The 18,148-nt window shown below is 48.2% G+C and carries 13 protein-coding genes; 11 read left to right on the forward strand and 2 right to left on the reverse strand.

What is annotated here, in order from left to right:
• The first annotated feature begins 427 nt into the window (after positions 1–427).
• The 5 genes from B5F71_RS01450 (at position 428) to B5F71_RS01470 (ending at position 7,970) form a co-directional block, all read left to right on the forward strand.
• Positions 428–1,453: a glycoside hydrolase family 43 protein gene (locus tag B5F71_RS01450; protein WP_087207272.1), complete on the forward strand. Its 1,026-nt coding sequence runs from the start codon at positions 428–430 to the stop codon at positions 1,451–1,453.
• Positions 1,454–1,500: 47 nt separating this feature from the next.
• On the forward strand, positions 1,501–1,671 hold the full coding sequence (locus tag B5F71_RS01455) for a hypothetical protein (protein ID WP_158098020.1): 171 nt from the start codon (positions 1,501–1,503) through the stop codon (positions 1,669–1,671).
• Between the two features lie 121 nt (positions 1,672–1,792).
• The gene (locus tag B5F71_RS01460; RefSeq protein WP_241148530.1) at positions 1,793–4,237 is read left to right on the forward strand and encodes an alpha-L-arabinofuranosidase C-terminal domain-containing protein; all 2,445 of its coding nucleotides are present in this window, start codon (positions 1,793–1,795) and stop codon (positions 4,235–4,237) included.
• A 20-nt stretch (positions 4,238–4,257) separates the two neighbouring features.
• Entirely contained in the window at positions 4,258–5,538 is a 1,281-nt protein-coding gene (locus tag B5F71_RS01465; protein WP_087207370.1) for a BNR repeat-containing protein, read from the forward strand.
• 119 nt (positions 5,539–5,657) lie between these two features.
• On the forward strand, positions 5,658–7,970 hold the full coding sequence (locus B5F71_RS01470; protein WP_143269832.1) for a DUF2264 domain-containing protein: 2,313 nt from the start codon (positions 5,658–5,660) through the stop codon (positions 7,968–7,970).
• Positions 7,971–8,113: 143 nt separating this feature from the next.
• Here the strand turns inward: B5F71_RS01470 and B5F71_RS01475 are convergent, their stop codons facing one another.
• Both B5F71_RS01475 and B5F71_RS01480 read right to left on the reverse strand, forming a co-directional pair.
• Positions 8,114–9,364: an ABC transporter permease gene (locus B5F71_RS01475; protein WP_087207278.1), complete on the reverse strand. Its 1,251-nt coding sequence runs from the start codon at positions 9,362–9,364 to the stop codon at positions 8,114–8,116.
• Positions 9,365–9,366: 2 nt separating this feature from the next.
• Positions 9,367–10,569: a pyridoxal phosphate-dependent aminotransferase gene (locus tag B5F71_RS01480; protein WP_022040203.1), complete on the reverse strand. Its 1,203-nt coding sequence runs from the start codon at positions 10,567–10,569 to the stop codon at positions 9,367–9,369.
• Between the two features lie 479 nt (positions 10,570–11,048).
• Between B5F71_RS01480 and B5F71_RS01485 the strand changes: the two genes are divergently transcribed.
• From B5F71_RS01485 to B5F71_RS01510, 6 genes are all read left to right on the forward strand, one after another.
• A complete protein-coding gene (locus tag B5F71_RS01485; protein WP_087207280.1) occupies positions 11,049–12,284 on the forward strand; it encodes a fucose isomerase in 1,236 nt (411 codons plus the stop codon).
• Positions 12,285–12,470: 186 nt separating this feature from the next.
• A complete protein-coding gene (locus tag B5F71_RS01490; protein ID WP_087207283.1) occupies positions 12,471–12,953 on the forward strand; it encodes a DUF4494 domain-containing protein in 483 nt (160 codons plus the stop codon).
• A 114-nt stretch (positions 12,954–13,067) separates the two neighbouring features.
• Positions 13,068–13,736, forward strand: coding sequence for a YggS family pyridoxal phosphate-dependent enzyme (locus tag B5F71_RS01495; RefSeq protein WP_022040200.1), 669 nt, complete (start codon positions 13,068–13,070; stop codon positions 13,734–13,736).
• Positions 13,737–13,780: 44 nt separating this feature from the next.
• On the forward strand, positions 13,781–14,758 hold the full coding sequence (locus B5F71_RS01500; protein ID WP_087207285.1) for a dihydroorotate dehydrogenase-like protein: 978 nt from the start codon (positions 13,781–13,783) through the stop codon (positions 14,756–14,758).
• 256 nt (positions 14,759–15,014) lie between these two features.
• Entirely contained in the window at positions 15,015–16,673 is a 1,659-nt protein-coding gene (locus B5F71_RS01505) for an AMP-binding protein (RefSeq protein ID WP_087207287.1), read from the forward strand.
• A gap of 127 nt (positions 16,674–16,800) precedes the next feature.
• Positions 16,801–18,054, forward strand: a complete 1,254-nt coding sequence (locus tag B5F71_RS01510) for a hypothetical protein (protein ID WP_087207289.1) — start codon at positions 16,801–16,803, stop codon at positions 18,052–18,054.
• Positions 18,055–18,148 lie beyond the last annotated feature (94 nt).

Raw genomic sequence — 18,148 nt, forward strand, 5'->3', positions numbered from 1 at the left:
TACATACGTGTAGTGGTCCTCTCTTATCTGTGCAAAGCTCTGGATGCCTATCGGGTATTTCATATCGTATGGCTTATTGGTATAGCACAAAAATAGTGAGAATATTTTAGAAACAGCTTTTAATTTCTACAAAAAGTTTTTCTTGGCTTGATGTGTTCGTTTTCGTATGCGCTTTGGACAATAAATTCGAAACAGTTTCTGAATGTACGCAATCAGACTAATCAGGAATTACCAAGAAGCATTTCCTGGAGACTGTTTACACCTACGGATATTCTCACGCCATGTATTTGCGCATTCTAATGGAACATTCAGGGGCAAAAAATACAGATTGCAGATTTTTCCATCTTTTTTGCTTATTTTTTTGCCTTACTTTCTCAATGGGAAAACCTATCTTTGTGTGACATTTTTTTATAAAAAACATACGACCATGAAAAAAACATTTTTGATTGCTGGAATCATAAGCTTATTCTTGGCTTTCCCACTGGTGGGTAAAGCACAATACACAGAGTTCCGTCCTGGAGAAGTATGGAACGATACGGAAGGAAACTATATCAATGCACACGGTGGAGGCATTCTTTACCACAACGGTACATACTATTGGTATGGAGAATATAAGAAAGGAAAGACCATTTTGCCCGAAGGAGCTACGTGGGAATGCTACCGTACGGATGTGACAGGAGTGGGATGTTATTCATCGAAAGACCTGATGAACTGGAAATTCGAGGGTATCGTACTGCCTTCGGTAAAAGATGACCCTAACCACGACCTGCATCCATCGAAGGTATTGGAACGCCCGAAGGTTATCTATAACCGAAAGACGGGAAAGTTTGTGATGTGGATGCACGTAGACAGTGCCGACTATGGCAAGGCAAGTGCCGGTGTAGCAGTATCCGATTCGCCTACGGGAACATTTACTTATTTAGGCAGTTTCCGCCCCAACGATGCGATGAGCCGCGACCAGACCGTGTTTGTAGACGATGACGGACGTGCCTATCAGTTTTATTCTTCGGAAAACAACGCAACGATGTATATCAGCCTCCTTACCGATGATTATCTGAAACCTTCGGGACGTTTTACACGTAACTTTATCGGCATGTCGCGCGAGGCTCCGGCTGTATTCAAGCGCGATGGAAAATATTATCTGATTACATCGGGATGTACAGGTTGGGACCCGAATGTAGCAGAAATAGCCGTAGCGGACTCCATTATGGGTGAATGGAAAACCATCGGTAATCCGTGTACAGGACCGGACGCCGAAAAGACATTTTATGCCCAAAGTACATTCGTAATGCCAGTAGCCGGCAAGAAAGATGCTTATATCGCGATGTTCGACCGGTGGAACAAAACGGATCTGCGCAACTCGCGCTATGTATGGCTTCCAATTGTATTCAAGGACGGAAAGGTTACGATTCCCTGGCGCAAAGAGTGGACATTGGACGTATTTGGCAAATGACAAGTTTTTGCCTGTTTACTTAGAAGCTGTTTTGAATTTATCGTGCGATGATTTGGGATGAGTTTTTGAGGCATTTTCGCTTCTGTGATGAGGAAGATAGCGGGCTATCTGACGAAAAACAGGAGCGAAAAGGACCAAAAAATCGCCCAAAGCACACACGAAAACGGATACATCAAGCCAAGAAAAACTTTTTGGAGAAATTCAAAACAGCTTCTTAGGAATTCTGCCGGAATAACCGTATCTTCGCAGGAAAAGACCTGTCAAACAATTTAAACTTTTGGTAACATGAAATGGAAACACTGGGGTGCTTTAGGGGCAGCGTTATGCTTTTTGCCGGATATGTCTTATGCACAAGACGTAGCAAACCGGCTTGACTCGGTTTATATTTTCTCGTATGCTACAGCCTCTGATGCCGGACGTAGCGGACTGAAACTGGCGTGGAGCCGGGATACTGAACGCTGGTACAGCGTGGGCGACGGTTATGGCTATGTAAAGAGCGACTATGGAGCATGGGGCTCGGAAAAAAGAATGATTCGCCCACATCTCATGCGGGGAACAGACGGCAAATGGCATTGCGTATGGCAATTGAATGAAGAGGGAAAAGAACTGGCACATGCAGCATCTGCCGACCTGACCGACTGGAAACGCCAGACGTATTTCCTAAAAGGGAACGAAAGACAAATAAAACCGGAATTTACTCCTGCCGGCCATGAGCAACCTGCAAGTGTATGGGTAGAAGGTACCCTGCAACAAGGATATGTGCAGAAAGCCGCCTGGACGGAAGTGGATCACCTGATTCGGTTTGCAAGCTATCGTGCCAATAAAGCAAGAATGGAAGGTGAGCAGACTGTACAAGATGCCGAACGCTTTGCAGGACTGAAAGAAGTGAACCTGCAAGTAGATGTACATCCTGACAAGGCACGCCCCATCAGCGATAAATTAATAGGTGTATTTTTTGAGGACATCAACTATGGAGCCGATGGAGGACTTTATGCCGAGCTGATACAGAACCGGGACTTCGAATATTCGTCTGCTGACCGGAAAGAATGGAACGGAGCGTATGCCTGGACCCTGGAGGGTGATGGTGGAAAATTTACAGTAGAAGCCGGTACCGAACCGATACACGCCAACAATCCTCATTATGCCATACTCGACATACACCAGCCGGGAGTAATGCTGAAAAACACAGGCTACGACGGCATTGTATTAAAGAAAAGTGAAAAATACGACTTCTCTTTGTTCGGACGGATATCGGCAGGCAAAAAGGGAGGCAAAATACATGTGCTGCTACTGGATAAGGACGGAAAAGAAGTAGCAAGGACTTCGGTGAAAATCACCTCGGCAAACTGGAAGAAGCAACAGGCAGTGCTGAAGGTGAACGCAGATGTCAATGCAGGCTCACTGGCACTGATACCCCAGCAAGCCGGTACGTATGAACTGGACATGATTTCGCTCTTCCCACAGCACACGTTCCACGGGCATACAAACGGGCTTCGTGCCGACCTGGCACAGGCTATAGCCGACCTTCATCCACGTTTCGTACGTTTTCCGGGTGGATGTGTAGCTCATGGAAACGGTATTGCCAACATTTACGACTGGAAAGGTTCTATCGGTCCGCTGGAAGCCCGCAAGCCTCTGCGCAACTTATGGGGTTATCACCAGACACGCGGACTGGGTTATTTCGAATATTTCCAGTTCTGCGAGGATATGGGAGCCGAACCCGTTCCGGTAGTAGCTGCCGGCGTACCCTGCCAGAACTCGGCATGTATCCCGGGCAAGCTCTTGAGCGGAGGCCAGCAAGGAGGTATCCCGATGGAAGAAATGGATGCCTACGTGCAAGACATACTTGACCTGATTGAATATGCTAACGGTGATCCCCAAACCAACAAGTGGGCAAAAATGCGTGCCGAAGCCGGACATCCCGAACCGTTCAACCTGAAATACATCGGCATCGGCAACGAAGACCTGATAACCGACATATTCGAGGAACGCTTTACGATGATATACGAAGCTGTAAAGAAACAATATCCCGAAGTGACCGTCATCGGTACGGTAGGACCATTCTACGAAGGATCTGACTATGAGGAAGGCTGGGAACTTGCCACTCGCCTCAACGTGCCGATGGTGGACGAACATTACTACAACACACCAGGATGGTTTATCAACAACCAGGACTTTTACGACCGCTACGACCGCTCGAAACCGAAAGTCTATCTGGGAGAGTATGCCGCGCACTTGCCGGGACGTCCCAACAACATCGAGACAGCACTTGCCGAAGCGCTTTACCTCACTTCGGTAGAACGGAACGGCGATGTAGTACAGATGTCATCATACGCTCCGCTGCTGGCAAAGGAAGGACACACCCAATGGAACCCTGACCTGATTTACTTCAACAACCAGGAAGTGAAGCCTACGGTGGGCTATTATACCCAGCTGCTTTACGGACAACATACAGGCGACAGTTACTTGCCTTCGGAAAACCGTACAGATAATCCACGCGCTGATGTGAATAAACGCATCGCCTCATCGGTAGTACGTGATAGCCGCACAGGAGATATCATCGTGAAGCTAGTCAACCTCTTGCCTGTAGCGGTAAATACCCAAGTAAACCTTCCGGCAGGTATTGATGGAAAAACGGCAACCTTGTACATGCTTTCAGGCAAGCCTGATGACAAACAGGCAAAACCTACAGAAAGTACGCTGGAGGTAAACAATGCATTCGCATACCAAATGCCAGCATACTCGCTGAACGTCATCCGTATCCCGATGGGAACCGAGAAATAATGGTAAATGTAAATGAAATCATGAAACAGCAAACATTCATTTTGTGGATACTTCTTTTCGTCTCCAGCACCATCTGTGCCCAGCAGTTGGTGAGGGTAGGCGAAGGATATAGCAATACATCGGTCAACACCACGGTGTTCCGCAACAATTCGCTGGTGACCCAAGGCAATACGCAATACATCGCCTATTACGCCCCCGACGGATACCTGATGCTGGGCAAACGTACACTGGGTGATACCGAATGGACTTTGCACCGTTCCCAATATAAGGGAAATGTGGAAGACGCACACAACATCATCAGCCTGATGGTGGACGGAAAAGGATACCTGCATGTAGCCTTCGACCATCACGGGCATCCGCTCAATTATTGCCGAAGCATAAAACCCGGCTCGCTGGAACTAGGTGACAAGGAATCCATGACGGGTACGGATGAACAAGACGTGACTTATCCGGAGTTTTACCGTATGCCCGATGGGAACTTGATATTCGTCTATCGCTCCGGAGCATCGGGACGAGGCAATCTTATCATGAACCTATACGACGTGACGACACGCCGGTGGGAACGGATACAGGATGTCCTGATTGACGGTGAAGGCAAGCGTAATGCTTACTGGCAACTCTATGTAGATACGAAAGGCACAATACACCTCTCGTGGGTATGGCGCGAAACCTGGATGGTAGAAACCAACCATGACCTGTGTTATGCCTATTCGCCCGACAAAGGAAAAACCTGGTACAAGTCGACAGGAGATGCATATACCCTACCCATCCGCGAATCAAATGCCGAATGTGCCTGGCATATTCCTCAGCACAGTGAACTGATAAACCAGACCAGCATGTGTACCGATGCCGAAGGACATCCTTACATCGTCACTTATTGGCGTGATGCCACCTCGGAAGTACCGCAATACCGAGTGGTATGGAACGACGGTACCCGCTGGAACATGCGTGAAGTGATGCATCGCAAGCTGGCCTTTTCCCTGAAAGGTGGAGGAACCAAGATGATTCCGGTTTCACGCCCGCGCATTGTAGTAGACGGAAACAAGGCTTACTTTATTTTCCGTGATGCAGAAAGAGGAAGCAAAGTCTCAATGGCATACACCGATGATTTGAAGCAAGATGACTGGCAAGTGAAAGACCTGACCGACTTTCCGGTAGAAGCCTGGGAACCAAGCCTGGACACTGAGCTTTGGAAAAGCCGGAAACAATTGCATCTCTTCGTACAGGTCACTTACCAGGGTGATGGAGAGAAAACCGTCGACCAGGCTCCTACACCGGTATATGTACTGGAATTGGAATGAACGCAGGCTACAAGTTGACAAGCAGACGAGTGTAAAAAACTTCAAGCAAGCATTTAAGACCTTGTCTTCTTGTCAACCGATACCTCAATCAAACACTAACCATAAAAATAATAAGACCCATGAAAAAACTTTACCTGTTGGCTAGGGCATGCCTACTCGCCCTCTTACCCCTTACTTGCGCTTTCGCCAAGCCCTCTGAGGCAGAGAAGGTGCGCCAAATTATCGACAAAGTGAATCAGCACTGGCAAGCGGAAAATCCGCCCGAAGTACGTGCCTTTTGGGACAATGCCGCCTACCATACTGGCAATATGGAAGCTTATTACCTGACCGGAAACCCTGCTTATCGAGCTTATTCCGAAGCATGGGCTACACATAATGAATGGAAAGGAGCAAAAAGCAACAACCGCTCCACATGGAAATATTCGTATGGCGAGACTGATGAGTATGTGCTCTTCGGCGACTGGCAAGTGTGTTTCCAAACTTACATCGACCTATACCAGCTCGACCCAGACGACCGGAAGATACGCCGCGCCCGTGAGGTAATGGAATATGAAATGAGTACCCCCCGGCATGACTACTGGTGGTGGAGCGACGGACTGTACATGGTGATGCCCGTCATGACCAAACTCTACAAGCTGACCCATAACCCACTGTACTTGGACAAGCTGTACGAATACATCACCTACTCAGACAGTATCATGTTCGACCCCGAAGAGAACCTGTATTACCGCGATGCTAAATACGTCTATCCCAAACATAAAAGCCTGAACGGGAAAAAAGACTTTTGGGCACGGGGCGATGGATGGGTATTGGCCGGACTGGCGAAAGTGTTAAAGGACTTACCTGCCGACTATGCACACCGCAGGTTCTTTATAGAAAAATACCAAAAGATGGCACAGGCGGTAGCAGCAATCCAACAACCCGAAGGATACTGGACACGCAGCATGATGGATCCCGAACATGCTCCCGGACCTGAGACCAGCGGTACAGCTTTCTTTACCTACGGACTGTTATGGGGAGTAAACCATGGTTATCTGGACGAAACCACCTACATGCCTGTCATTAGCAAGGCATGGACGTATCTATCAGAAACCGCATTACAAAAAGACGGTTCAGTAGGTTACGTGCAACCCATTGGTGAAAAGGCGATACCCGGACAGGTGGTCGATGCCAAGTCTACCGCCAATTTCGGTGTAGGAGCTTTCCTGCTGGCGGCATGCGAGTACGTACGCTATCTGGAAGCTGGAAGCCAGCCCGACCGTGCTTACTGGTGTAAGCTGGCTTATGACATGGCAGCTCCTGTATTAAGCAACATGGCAAAAGGAGAACTGCAGAAAAACATGCAAGTGGAAGTCAGTCCTACCTGGGACGGACGCGACAAGCGAGTCACTTATATGGAATGTTTCGGACGCCTGATGGCAGGCATTGCCCCATGGCTTGCCCTGCCCGATGATGAGACCGAAGAAGGAGCCATGCGCAAGCAGTTGCGTGAATGGGCATTGCAGAGCTACGTTCATGCAGTCGACCCTGATTCGCCCGACTATCTCTTATGGCGCAACGAAGGTCAGCCGCTAGTGGATGCCGCATACGTGGCAGAAAGTTTCCTCCGTGCCTTCGACCAGCTTTGGATGCCACTTGATGAAACCACAAAGAAACGTTACATCGAAGAGTTTACCCAGCTTCGGCGTATCGACCCGCCTTATACCAACTGGCTGCTCTTCTCAGCTACTATCGAGAGTTTCCTCGCCAAGGCCGGTGCACCTTTTGATATCTACCGCATCAATTCTGCCATCCGCAAGGTAGAAGAATGGTATACAGGCGACGGCTGGTATGCCGACGGACCTTCATTCGCCTTCGACTATTATAGCAGCTATGTATTCCACCCTATGTACCTCGAAACCCTTGATGCACTGATTGACGCCAATAAACATTCACGCCTTGACTATCCGAAGTATTACCGCCGTGCACTGAAGCGTGCGCAAAAGTACAGCCTGGTACTGGAACGGTTTATCTCGCCCGAAGGAACCTTCCCAGTCTTCGGCCGTTCTATCCCTTACCGCATGGCTACGATGCAACCTTTGGCTCTGATGGCATGGTACCGTGAATTACCAGCCAGTGTCACTCCAGCCCAAGTGCGTTGCGGACTTACTGCCGTACTGAAGCGTATGTTTGCCAATGGGGATAACTTTAATGAAGGCGGATTCCTTACCATCGGATTTACCGGACGCCAACCTAACGTAGCCGACTGGTACACGAATAACGGAAGCTTGTATATGACCTCGCTCGCCTTCCTTCCGCTGGGACTTCCGGCAAGCGATGCCTTCTGGACAGATGCTCCGCAAGACTGGACCAGCAAGAAAGCATGGAGCGGCCAACCCTTCCCGAAGGACCATCATTGGAGCGATGACATCGTAACAAGAGACCTTTATTGATTGGGAGACATGTCAACCATCATAACAGGCAAATGACCCGGAAAGGCATATACGGACACAGATTTTCATTTACTCTTCTGTGTTTCTCTATGCCTTTCCGGGTCATCTGTATGCCATGAGACAATTACCGTACACCATATATATTATTCGAAACGGATGGAACGTGCCGGATGGATACGGCTAATCAGGTAAGAAGGTCCCACCAGCATCAGAACCGATACTACCAGCGTACCGGCATTGAGTAACAACCATATCCATAGATTCAACTCTATAGGGACGGCATCGATGTAATATACCGCAGGGTCGAGCCTGACAGGACGGAAAAAATACTGCACGGCACAACAGGTCAGGGCAATGACATTTCCCCACAACATCCCTTTCCGGATAAGGAACACGGCAAACGAAAGGAAAACCTTACGGATAGCAGTATTGTCTGCACCCAATGCCTTCAGCACACCAATCATGTTGGTACGTTCCAGAATAATGATAAGCAACCCTGAAATCATTGTGAAACCCGCCACACCAACCATCAAGACCAGAATAACCCATACGTTGATGTCAAGCAGGTCGAGCCATGCGAAAATTTGCGGATATACCTCTTCAATGGTTTGTGCATAATAACGACCTCCATACTTGTCGGTCTTCTTATCGAGTGAAGACAGTATATACCCGTTTGTTTCATCCAGCAAGTCATAATCGGTCACCTGTATTTCCAAGCCACCCACCTGCCCAGGCTCCCAATTGTTCAGCCGCTCCACCGTGCGAAGGTCGGTCAGCAGGAAAAGGTCGTCGTATGAAGAAAAATTAGTCTGATAGATACCAGCTACGGTCAGCCGACGGGCACGAATATTGTTTTCCAAATAATATGTATAAAGTTTGTCTCCCACTCTCACCCCCAGACGGTCGGCTATCGTTTTCGAAACCAACACCTGATTGGAAGAAACCGAATCGGTAAAAGCGGGAATATGCCCTTCCTGCAAATGACGGTGGAGGAACGTCGTGTCATATTCTTGCCCGATACCTTTCAATACGATTCCCTGAAAATTATCGGAAGTCATAATCATACCCGGCTTGGTGGCATAGCGCTGCACATGTTTTACCCCCGGCATCTTTTCCAATGCCGATATCAGACTATCGTCACCTACCACGGGAGTGACTTGATACGACTGTACTACATCCAGACTGGTTACCAGAATATCCGCCCCTAGCCCGATGACCTTATCGCGCACTTCATGCTTGAAGCCGACAACCACTGCCACCGAAAGAATCATCACGGCAAGCCCGATGGCAATGCCCACCATTGCAATGCGTACGGCAGGCTTCGAAACATTCCGGTCACCTTCCTTTTCTTTGGTCTGATAAATCCGGCGGGCTATGAAAAGCTTCCAGTTCATGATTAGTCGTCTACACGTCCGGGATAAGCCTCCAATGCCTTACGTAATACAAACAACGCCCGGAGCAAGTCTTCTTTCTTCAAGACGTATGCCAAACGCACCTCGTTCACTCCAGCCCCCGGTGTGGTGTAAAACCCTGCAGCAGGAGCCAGCATCACAGTCTCGCCTTCGTAATCGAAATCGCTCAGACACCATGCACAGAACTTCTCGCTATCATCCACCGGAAGCTTTGCTACGGTATAGAATGCCCCCATCGGGATAGGAGAATATACGCCCGGTATGCGGTTCAACCCGTCTATCAGACATTTGCGGCGTTCCACGTATTCATCGTACGTTTCCCGTGCATATTCTTCAGGTTCGTCGAGCGAAGCCTCGGCTGCTATCTGCCCGATGAGCGGAGGACTCAAGCGTGCCTGGCAGAACTTCATCACCGCCTTACGCACTTCTTCATTCTTCGTAATCAACGCACCGATACGGATGCCACACTCCGAATAGCGTTTCGACACCGAGTCTATCAGCACCACGTTCTGCTCAATCCCCTCCAGGTGACAGGCAGAAATATAAGGAGAGCCGGTATAGATAAACTCGCGATACACTTCATCGGAAAAAAGAAACAAATCGTATTTCTTCACCAGGTCACGAATTTGGTTCATCTCGCGACGTGTATAAAGATAACCGGTCGGATTATTGGGATTGCATATCAAAATGCCTTTGGTCCGTTCATTAATCAGCTCTTCGAACTTCTCCACCTTGGGCAACGAAAAACCTTCATCGATGGTAGTAGTCACCGTACGGATTACCGCCCCTGCTGATATGGCAAAAGCCATGTAATTGGCATACGCCGGCTCGGGCACAATGATTTCGTCGCCCGGATTCAGACAGCTCAGGAAAGCAAACAATACGGCTTCAGACCCGCCTGTGGTGACGATAATATCATCGGCATCCAAATGGATATCGTATTTCTTGTAATAGCCTACCAGCTTCTCGCGATAGCTGCGATATCCCTGACTCGGACTATACTCCAGCACCGTGCGGTCGATATGGCGAATCGCATCAAGGGCCGCTCGCGGGGTAGGAAGGTCTGGCTGACCAATGTTCAGGTGATAGACGTGGATTCCTCTCGCTTTCGCAGCTTCTGCCAACGGCGCCAATTTCCGGATAGGCGACTCGGGCATTTCTGTTCCTCTGATGGATATATGTGGCATAAATACAAATTTTATTAAATGTGCTCGCAAAGATAGTTATTTTTGAACACAGAGACACAAAGACACCGTGTTTTTTTATTTTTTAGACAGGAAGAGGTTGAATACTGAATACAAGAACACCCGTATCCGCCCCATTATACATAAAGGATCATTCGCCGTAAGATTAATAATCTTCAGGCTGCAAGATTATTAATCTTACAAGCGGAAGATTATTAATCTTACACCAGACGAAGTTATCTGCGTGCAAAACGAAGATATCTTCATAAGGCATTTCAGTTGGTTGCTACAGCCCATGAAGACAACTGAAACGATAAAGGTATCCCCTCAAAAAGAAAAAGGCAGTTCACTTCTGTCCTCGAATAAAAGGACACTAAACTCTATCAAAAAACATAAAAAGCCCTTGCCCGTTTGCCCGCTTATCAGGAAAAAGCCCTATATTCGTCCACGTTAATAATCTCTTCTGTTTTAACTTAACGATTATGGATTTATATTTGCTCATATTCACATCTGAAGACTACCATGCGGAACAAATTTACAAGTGCCATCAAGAACTTTTCATGGCATTAGAGAAGCATTTCACCCTCCATCTGGTACCCTACACCGAAGTAGACCACATTCCGGCAGGAGCCTACAAAATGCCTTTCATCGCCGACGGATGTGTGGCAGATGTCGTAATCCGCAACTTCAGCATATTCCCCTATCCCATCACCATATTGAGCGACGGACAGAACAATTCGCTGGCAGCAGCCCTCGAAATAGCAGCCTGGATAAGGACAAAAGACATGCGGGCGACTATCATTTACGGAAAAGTATCCGACATGGTACGTCAAGTATTGTTTCATTACCAGGCTTTTGCCGCCAAACACAAGCTGAAAGGAAAGCGCATCGGACTGATAGGAACACCTGCCCCGTGGCTAGTGGCAAGTCATGCCGACTATCTGCTGACCAACCGCCGGTGGGGAGTAAACTTTATTGACATACCGGCCGAAGAAGTGTACAAGCTCTATTACGGCATCACCGATGAAGAAGTAGGCGTGGAAGCCTCGATACTTGCCAACAGAGCCCAAGCCTGCCAAGACACCACCCCTGAAGACCTGCTCCGGGAAATGCGCCTGTATTATGCTACCAAGCAAGTATGCGAAAAATACCAGCTGGATGCCGTGACCCTTTCCAGTTTCTCGATGTATCAGGATTTAAAAAGTACGGGCTGCCTGGCGGTGGCACTCTTGAATGATGAAGGCATACCAGCCGGAAGTGAAGGCGACCTGCAAGCCATCATGACTCTGCTGATGGTGAAAGTGCTAACCGGACAACAGGGCTTCATCGCCAATCCATCGTTCATCGATGTTGAAAAGAACGAAGTATTGTTGGCACACGACACCATCGGTACAAAAATGGCCGAACGGTTCATCCTCCGAAGTCATTTCGACACCGAAAAGGGCATCGCTGTACAAGGCATCCTCCACGAAGGAGAAGTAACCGTATTCAAATGTGGAAGCGAATGTCTGGACGAATATTATGTGTCGCCCGGCTACCTGACCGAAAACACCAACATCATCTCTTTATGCCGCACACAACTGCTGGTAAAACTGGGCAAGCCTGTAGAGTATTTCCTGAGAAATCCGCTGGGCAATCACCACATCCTCATTCAAGGGAACTATTGCGACATAATACAGGAGTTCATGCAACAAAACCGGTGTAAACTGAGGGATTAAACACAGCCGACAGGGTATCGGTTGACAAGGTTCTGAATGCTATCCAAAACCTGGTCAACTTGCCAACCGATACTCCGTCAACCCATAAATTTACACCCCGCCAAGCATTGCCGTATCAAATTTATGCGTACCTTTGCACGAAAAGAAAACAAATATATTCATCTTCAAAACAGAAAAAAGACATAAATTATGATGCATAATTGGTTCGAATGCAAAATCCGCTACGAGAAAGTGGCAGAAAATGGCATGAACAAGAAAGTAACAGAACCCTATCTGGTCGATGCGCTGAGCTTCACAGAAGCCGAATCACGCATCATCGAAGAAATAACCCCGTTCATCAGTGGAGAATTTACCGTTGCCGACATCAAGCGGGCAAACTACAGCGAACTTTTCCCTTCTGAAGAAGAAGCCGCCGACCGCTGGTTCAAGTGCAAGCTCTATTTTATCACCCTTGACGAAAAGAGCGGAGCGGAAAAGAAAACATCTGCCAACATGCTGGTACAAGCGGCCGACCTGCGCGATGCCGTGAAAAAACTCGATGAAGGCATGAAAGGCACTATGGCGGATTACGTCATCGCATCCATCGCCGAAACTGCTATCATGGATGTATACCCTTACTCGGCAGAGCCTGACGTGAAGCCAGAGTTTCCCGATGCTGACAAAAGATAAAAACGACCTATAAATGTCCTGTTTTTTAGTTTTTGAGTTTGTAAGTTTATCAGTTTTGACATACTTCAGCTTAAAAACTAAAAAACGTACAAACTCTAATAAACGTATCTATTTATGGACATCCAGACAAATTTACGAAACGTGCTTGCCGAACTGCCCGACGGCGTACGGCTAGTAGCGGTATCCAAGTTCCATCCCGCCGAAGCCATCCGCGAAGCCTACGAAGCAGGGCAACGCATCTTCGGTGAAAGCAAGGAACAAGAACTGGCAGAAAAACAGAAAACACTGCCCAATGACATCGAATGGCATTTCATCGGGCACCTGCAAACCAACAAGGTGAAATATATCGCTCCTTACATCGCCCTGATACAAGCCGTAGACTCGTATAAGCTGCTGGCGGAAATCAACAAGCAGGCAGCAAAATATAACCGTGTCATCCCCTGTCTGCTCGAAATACATATTGCACGCGAAGAAAGCAAGTACGGATTCACCCCCCAGGCTTGCCGGGAAATGCTGGAAGCAGGTGAATGGAAAAAACTGGACCACGTCCGCATAGCCGGTGTGATGGGAATGGCGACCAACACCGATGATGAGGAACAGATAGCACACGAGTTTCATACCCTGAAAGACTTGTTCGATGAATGGAAACAGGCTTTTTTCGCCGAAGAACCGACTTTTAAGGAAGTCTCGATGGGTATGTCGCACGATTATGAAATCGCTCTCCGAAACGGTACAACCCTGGTGCGGGTAGGCACCAAAATATTCGGAGAAAGAGTTTATTAAGTTGACAACTTGCCAACAATCCATTAACCTAATTATACAAAGCCATGGCAAACCTGAAAACCACATTTGCGGGACTGAAACTGAAAAACCCCGTTATCATCAGCAGTTCGGGACTGACCGACACCCCCGACAAAATCAAACAACTGGAAAATGCTGGTGCGGCAGCCGTTGTACTGAAATCGGTATTCGAAGAACAAATCCATGCCCAGACTGGTACTCTTCATGGATATGGCTCACCCGAAGCCGACGATTATCTGAACACCTACGTCCGTTCGCACATGCTTGATGCGCACATAAGCCTCCTGAAAGAAACAAAAAAACATTGCACCATTCCCGTTATAGCCAGCATCAACTGTTACAGCGATCAGGAGTGGACCAACTTTGCCGTGCTGATGGAGCAGGCAGGCGCCGATGCTTTGGAAATCAACATTCTCGCTCTACAGACCGAAAAGAACTACATCCCCGGCAGCTTCGAACAACGTCACCTTAACATTCTACGCCGTGTGAAGAAGGAAGTGAAAATACCTGTCATCATGAAACTGGGAAACAACTTCACCAATCCCGTAACTCTTATCGACCAACTCTACGCTAACGGTGCAGATGCCGTGGTTTTATTCAACAGGCTCTACCAGCCCGACATCGACATCGACCGACTTACCATCGGTAGCACCGATGTGATGAGCCAGCCGGGCGAACTAGCCTCCCGCCTGCGTTGGACCGCTATAGCTTCCGCTGCCGTACCCCAACTAGACTACGCCATATCAGGAGGCGTACACAACGGGAAATGCCTCGCTAAGTCAATCTTGGCAGGAGCTGCAGCCGCTGAAGTCTGTACGGCTGTATACCGTCATGGTACCCCTCTCATCGCTACCATGCTTGATGAATTGTCACAATGGATGGACAACAAAGGTTTTGATACGCTGGCGCAATACAAAGGCAAACTCAACGCACAAGTGGCAGGCGACATCAATCCTTTCGAGCGCACGCAATTTATGAAATATTACAGCGAACACCACGAATAAATAAATTCAGGACAAATCGTCAAAAGCCCCCTTAAACGAACATAAGTGATAAGACTGACTCACTTATGTGAAACGCCCGACTTACTTATGTGAAACGGCCAACTCACTTATGTTCATCAAAATGCATGCTTGAAGTCACGATGACGCAGAGAAACACATATTTTGCAAAGAAAACGCCCGTATCATTGCACAGGTAAGAATAAAAGGATATATTTGCACAATATCGCACGAGTTGTGCAACCAATATACCCTAATTATGGAAAAAAGTTTCTTAGCGCTCATAGAGCAGAGCATCAAAACGAACTGGGACCTTGATGCGCTGACCGATTACAAAGGTGCCACCCTGCAATATAAGGATCTGGCACGAAAAATAGAAAAGCTGCATATCCTGCTAAAGGAAAGCGGCATACAGGCCGGCGACAAGGTGGCCATCTGCGGCAGGAACAGTTCGCACTGGGGAGTGGCATTCCTCGCCACACTGACCTACGGCGCAGTGGCAGTACCTATCCTCCACGAATTCAAGGCAGACAATATCCATAACATCGTCAACCATTCGGACGCGCGTCTGCTCTTTGTGGGTGACATGGCATGGGAAAGCCTCAACGAAGCTGAGATGCCCCGGCTGGAAGGCATCATTCTGATGACCGACTTCACCCTGCTGGTATGCCGGAGCAAACAACTGGAATACGCACGCGAGCACTTGAACGAGCTGTTCGGTAAGAAATATCCCCGCAATTTCCGCCGCGAACACGTGACCTACCGTCGCGATACGGAAGAAGAACTAGCAGTAATCAACTACACATCAGGTACTACCAGCTTCTCAAAAGGAGTTATGCTACCCTACCGCTCACTTTGGTCGAACACCCAGTTCGCCTTCGAAGTACTTCCCCTCCAGCCGGGTAACCGCGTAGTGTCAATGCTTCCTATGGCGCACATGTATGGATTGGCTTTCGAGTTTCTTTACGAGTTATGCGCCGGGTGCCACGTATTCTTTCTCACGCGTATGCCCAGTCCGAAAATCATCGCTCAGGCATTTACTGACGTGAAGCCCCACATCGTTATTGCCGTGCCGCTCATCATCGAGAAAATCATCAAAAAAGGTGTACAGCCAAAAACTGAAACACTCAAGATGAAAATGCTCATGAAACTCCCCATCATCAACGGAAAGATAAACGAAGCCATCCGTGAACAACTGGTGAAGGGATTCGGAGGACAGTTCTACGAAATCATCGTAGGCGGCGCCGCTTTCAACAGTGAAGTGGAAACTTTCCTGAAAGGGCTGGATTTCCCCTACACCGTAGGCTACGGAATGACAGAATGTGGTCCCATCATTAGTTACGAAGACTGGAAACGATTCCGCCCAGGCTCATGTGGAAAAGCTGCGCCACGGATGGAAATACGTATCGATAGCCCCGAACCACATTATACGGTGGGCGAAATTCTGGTGCGGGGTGACAACGTAATGTTAGGTTACTACAAGAACCCCGAATCTACCGCCCAGGCAATTGATAAGGACGGATGGCTACACACGGGCGATTTAGGCATCATCGATGCAGAAGGAAATCTCTTTATTAAGGGACGGAGCAAGAACATGTTGCTCGGTCCGTCAGGACAGAACATCTACCCGGAAGAAATCGAGGAACAACTGAACAACCTTCCGTTCGTAGCAGAATGCATCGTCATCCAACAACGCGACAACCGGCTGGCAGCCTTGATATATCCTGACTTTGAAGCTGCCTATGCTCAGGGGATGACCGACCAGGACATTGAAGCAAAAATGGAAGAAAACCGGACGATGCTGAACGCCGCCCTCCCTTCGTACTCGCAGATAGCCGCCGTACGCATCTATCCCGAGGAATTTGAGAAAACCCCGAAGAAAAGTATCAAGCGTTTCCTGTATCAGGAAGTCAAGTAAAGAGAACGGATTCAATGTATGTCATTTATTCTCATCACGGAGTATGCAGATTCACACGGAGGTTTTTATTTTTCAACGCCCGGTTTTCTCCGCAACTGTATACTGTGATAGACAACATTCAAATTATATGAAACCAAACACGCTATTGGCAGGTATTTTATATACCTGCCTGCTTATGGCCACAGTGCTGCCGGCAAACGCCCAACTACACACCCAGAAAGGACAGAAAAAGGGCATCCACCTTGCACTGAACATTACAAATCAGAAAAAGCAGCCTTCGCGCACATACTTCAACCTTGGACTACTGAGTAACTACCCATGTTTGAACGGTATGGGCATCAACGCCTTGTCCAGCGTAACCTACCACCATTCAAAAGGTCTTCAGGTAACAGGACTGACCAATATCACAGGGGTGGACGCTGCAGGATTCCAGCTGGCAGGCATTGCCAATGTAACGGGCAGGAACACATCCGGCATCGTGTTGGGCGGCCTAGTCAATGTAAACGGAGGAACGATAAACGGATTCGCATTGTCAGGCATTGGCAATATGAGTGCAAGAAACACGCGCGGCATTCTTTTCAGCGGGTTGCTGAATATGAGCAATGGAAATTCATCGGGAGTGCAGCTTGCAGGAATAGCCAATATTACCGGACAAGACCAAAACGGACTGATGTTGGGAGGACTGATGAATGCTTGTAAAGACACCATACGCGGTATGCAACTCACCTCTTTACTGAATGTAGTGGGCAGTGCCAACCAAGGCGTACAACTAGCAATGTTAGGTAATGTAGCGGTCACGAACCAGGGCGTGCAACTAGGTCTGGGAAACTACAGTGCTGAAAACAAAGGAGTACAGCTGGGAATAGCCAATATCTCCAGCCATGGTCACAAAAGCCTGCAACTGGGCTTTTTCAACCTCAGCTCAGACAGCCTTGCTCACCAGATAGGGTGCATCAATATTTCACCACGCACACACATTCAGCTGATAGTTTCGAGCGGGAACTTGAATAAAGCAAACGTGGCGGTGCGCTTCAAGAACCGGTTCACTTACACCGAACTGGGCGGAGGTGCATGGTACTTCGATCTTGACCACGATCTCTCGGCTTCTGCTTTCTACCGCGCCGGTATATACCTCCCGCTTTGCCGCCTGTTGGAAATCAGTGCCGATGCTGGATTTTACCACATCGAAACACTTGATAACAAACACAAAGGATATCCTGCACGGACTTATGCCCTTCAACCACGCCTGAATCTGGAGTTCCGCATAACGAAAAGACTGGGCATCTTCGCCTCGGGTGGCTATGCCTGGACACGCCCGTATAGCAAGGGACACACCTTAGACCACAAAGGGACTTTCGAAGCCGGTATCGTTTTATTCTAAATGCAACACATTCCAAACAAAACTACATCTTTCTGCTACAAATAATAGGAATTCAACAATAATTCGCTATTTTTGCAAAAACAAAAAAGAAACA

It is taken from the genome of Bacteroides sp. An269 (genome assembly GCF_002159755.1).
In the GTDB taxonomy this organism is placed as follows: domain Bacteria; phylum Bacteroidota; class Bacteroidia; order Bacteroidales; family Bacteroidaceae; genus Phocaeicola; species Phocaeicola intestinalis.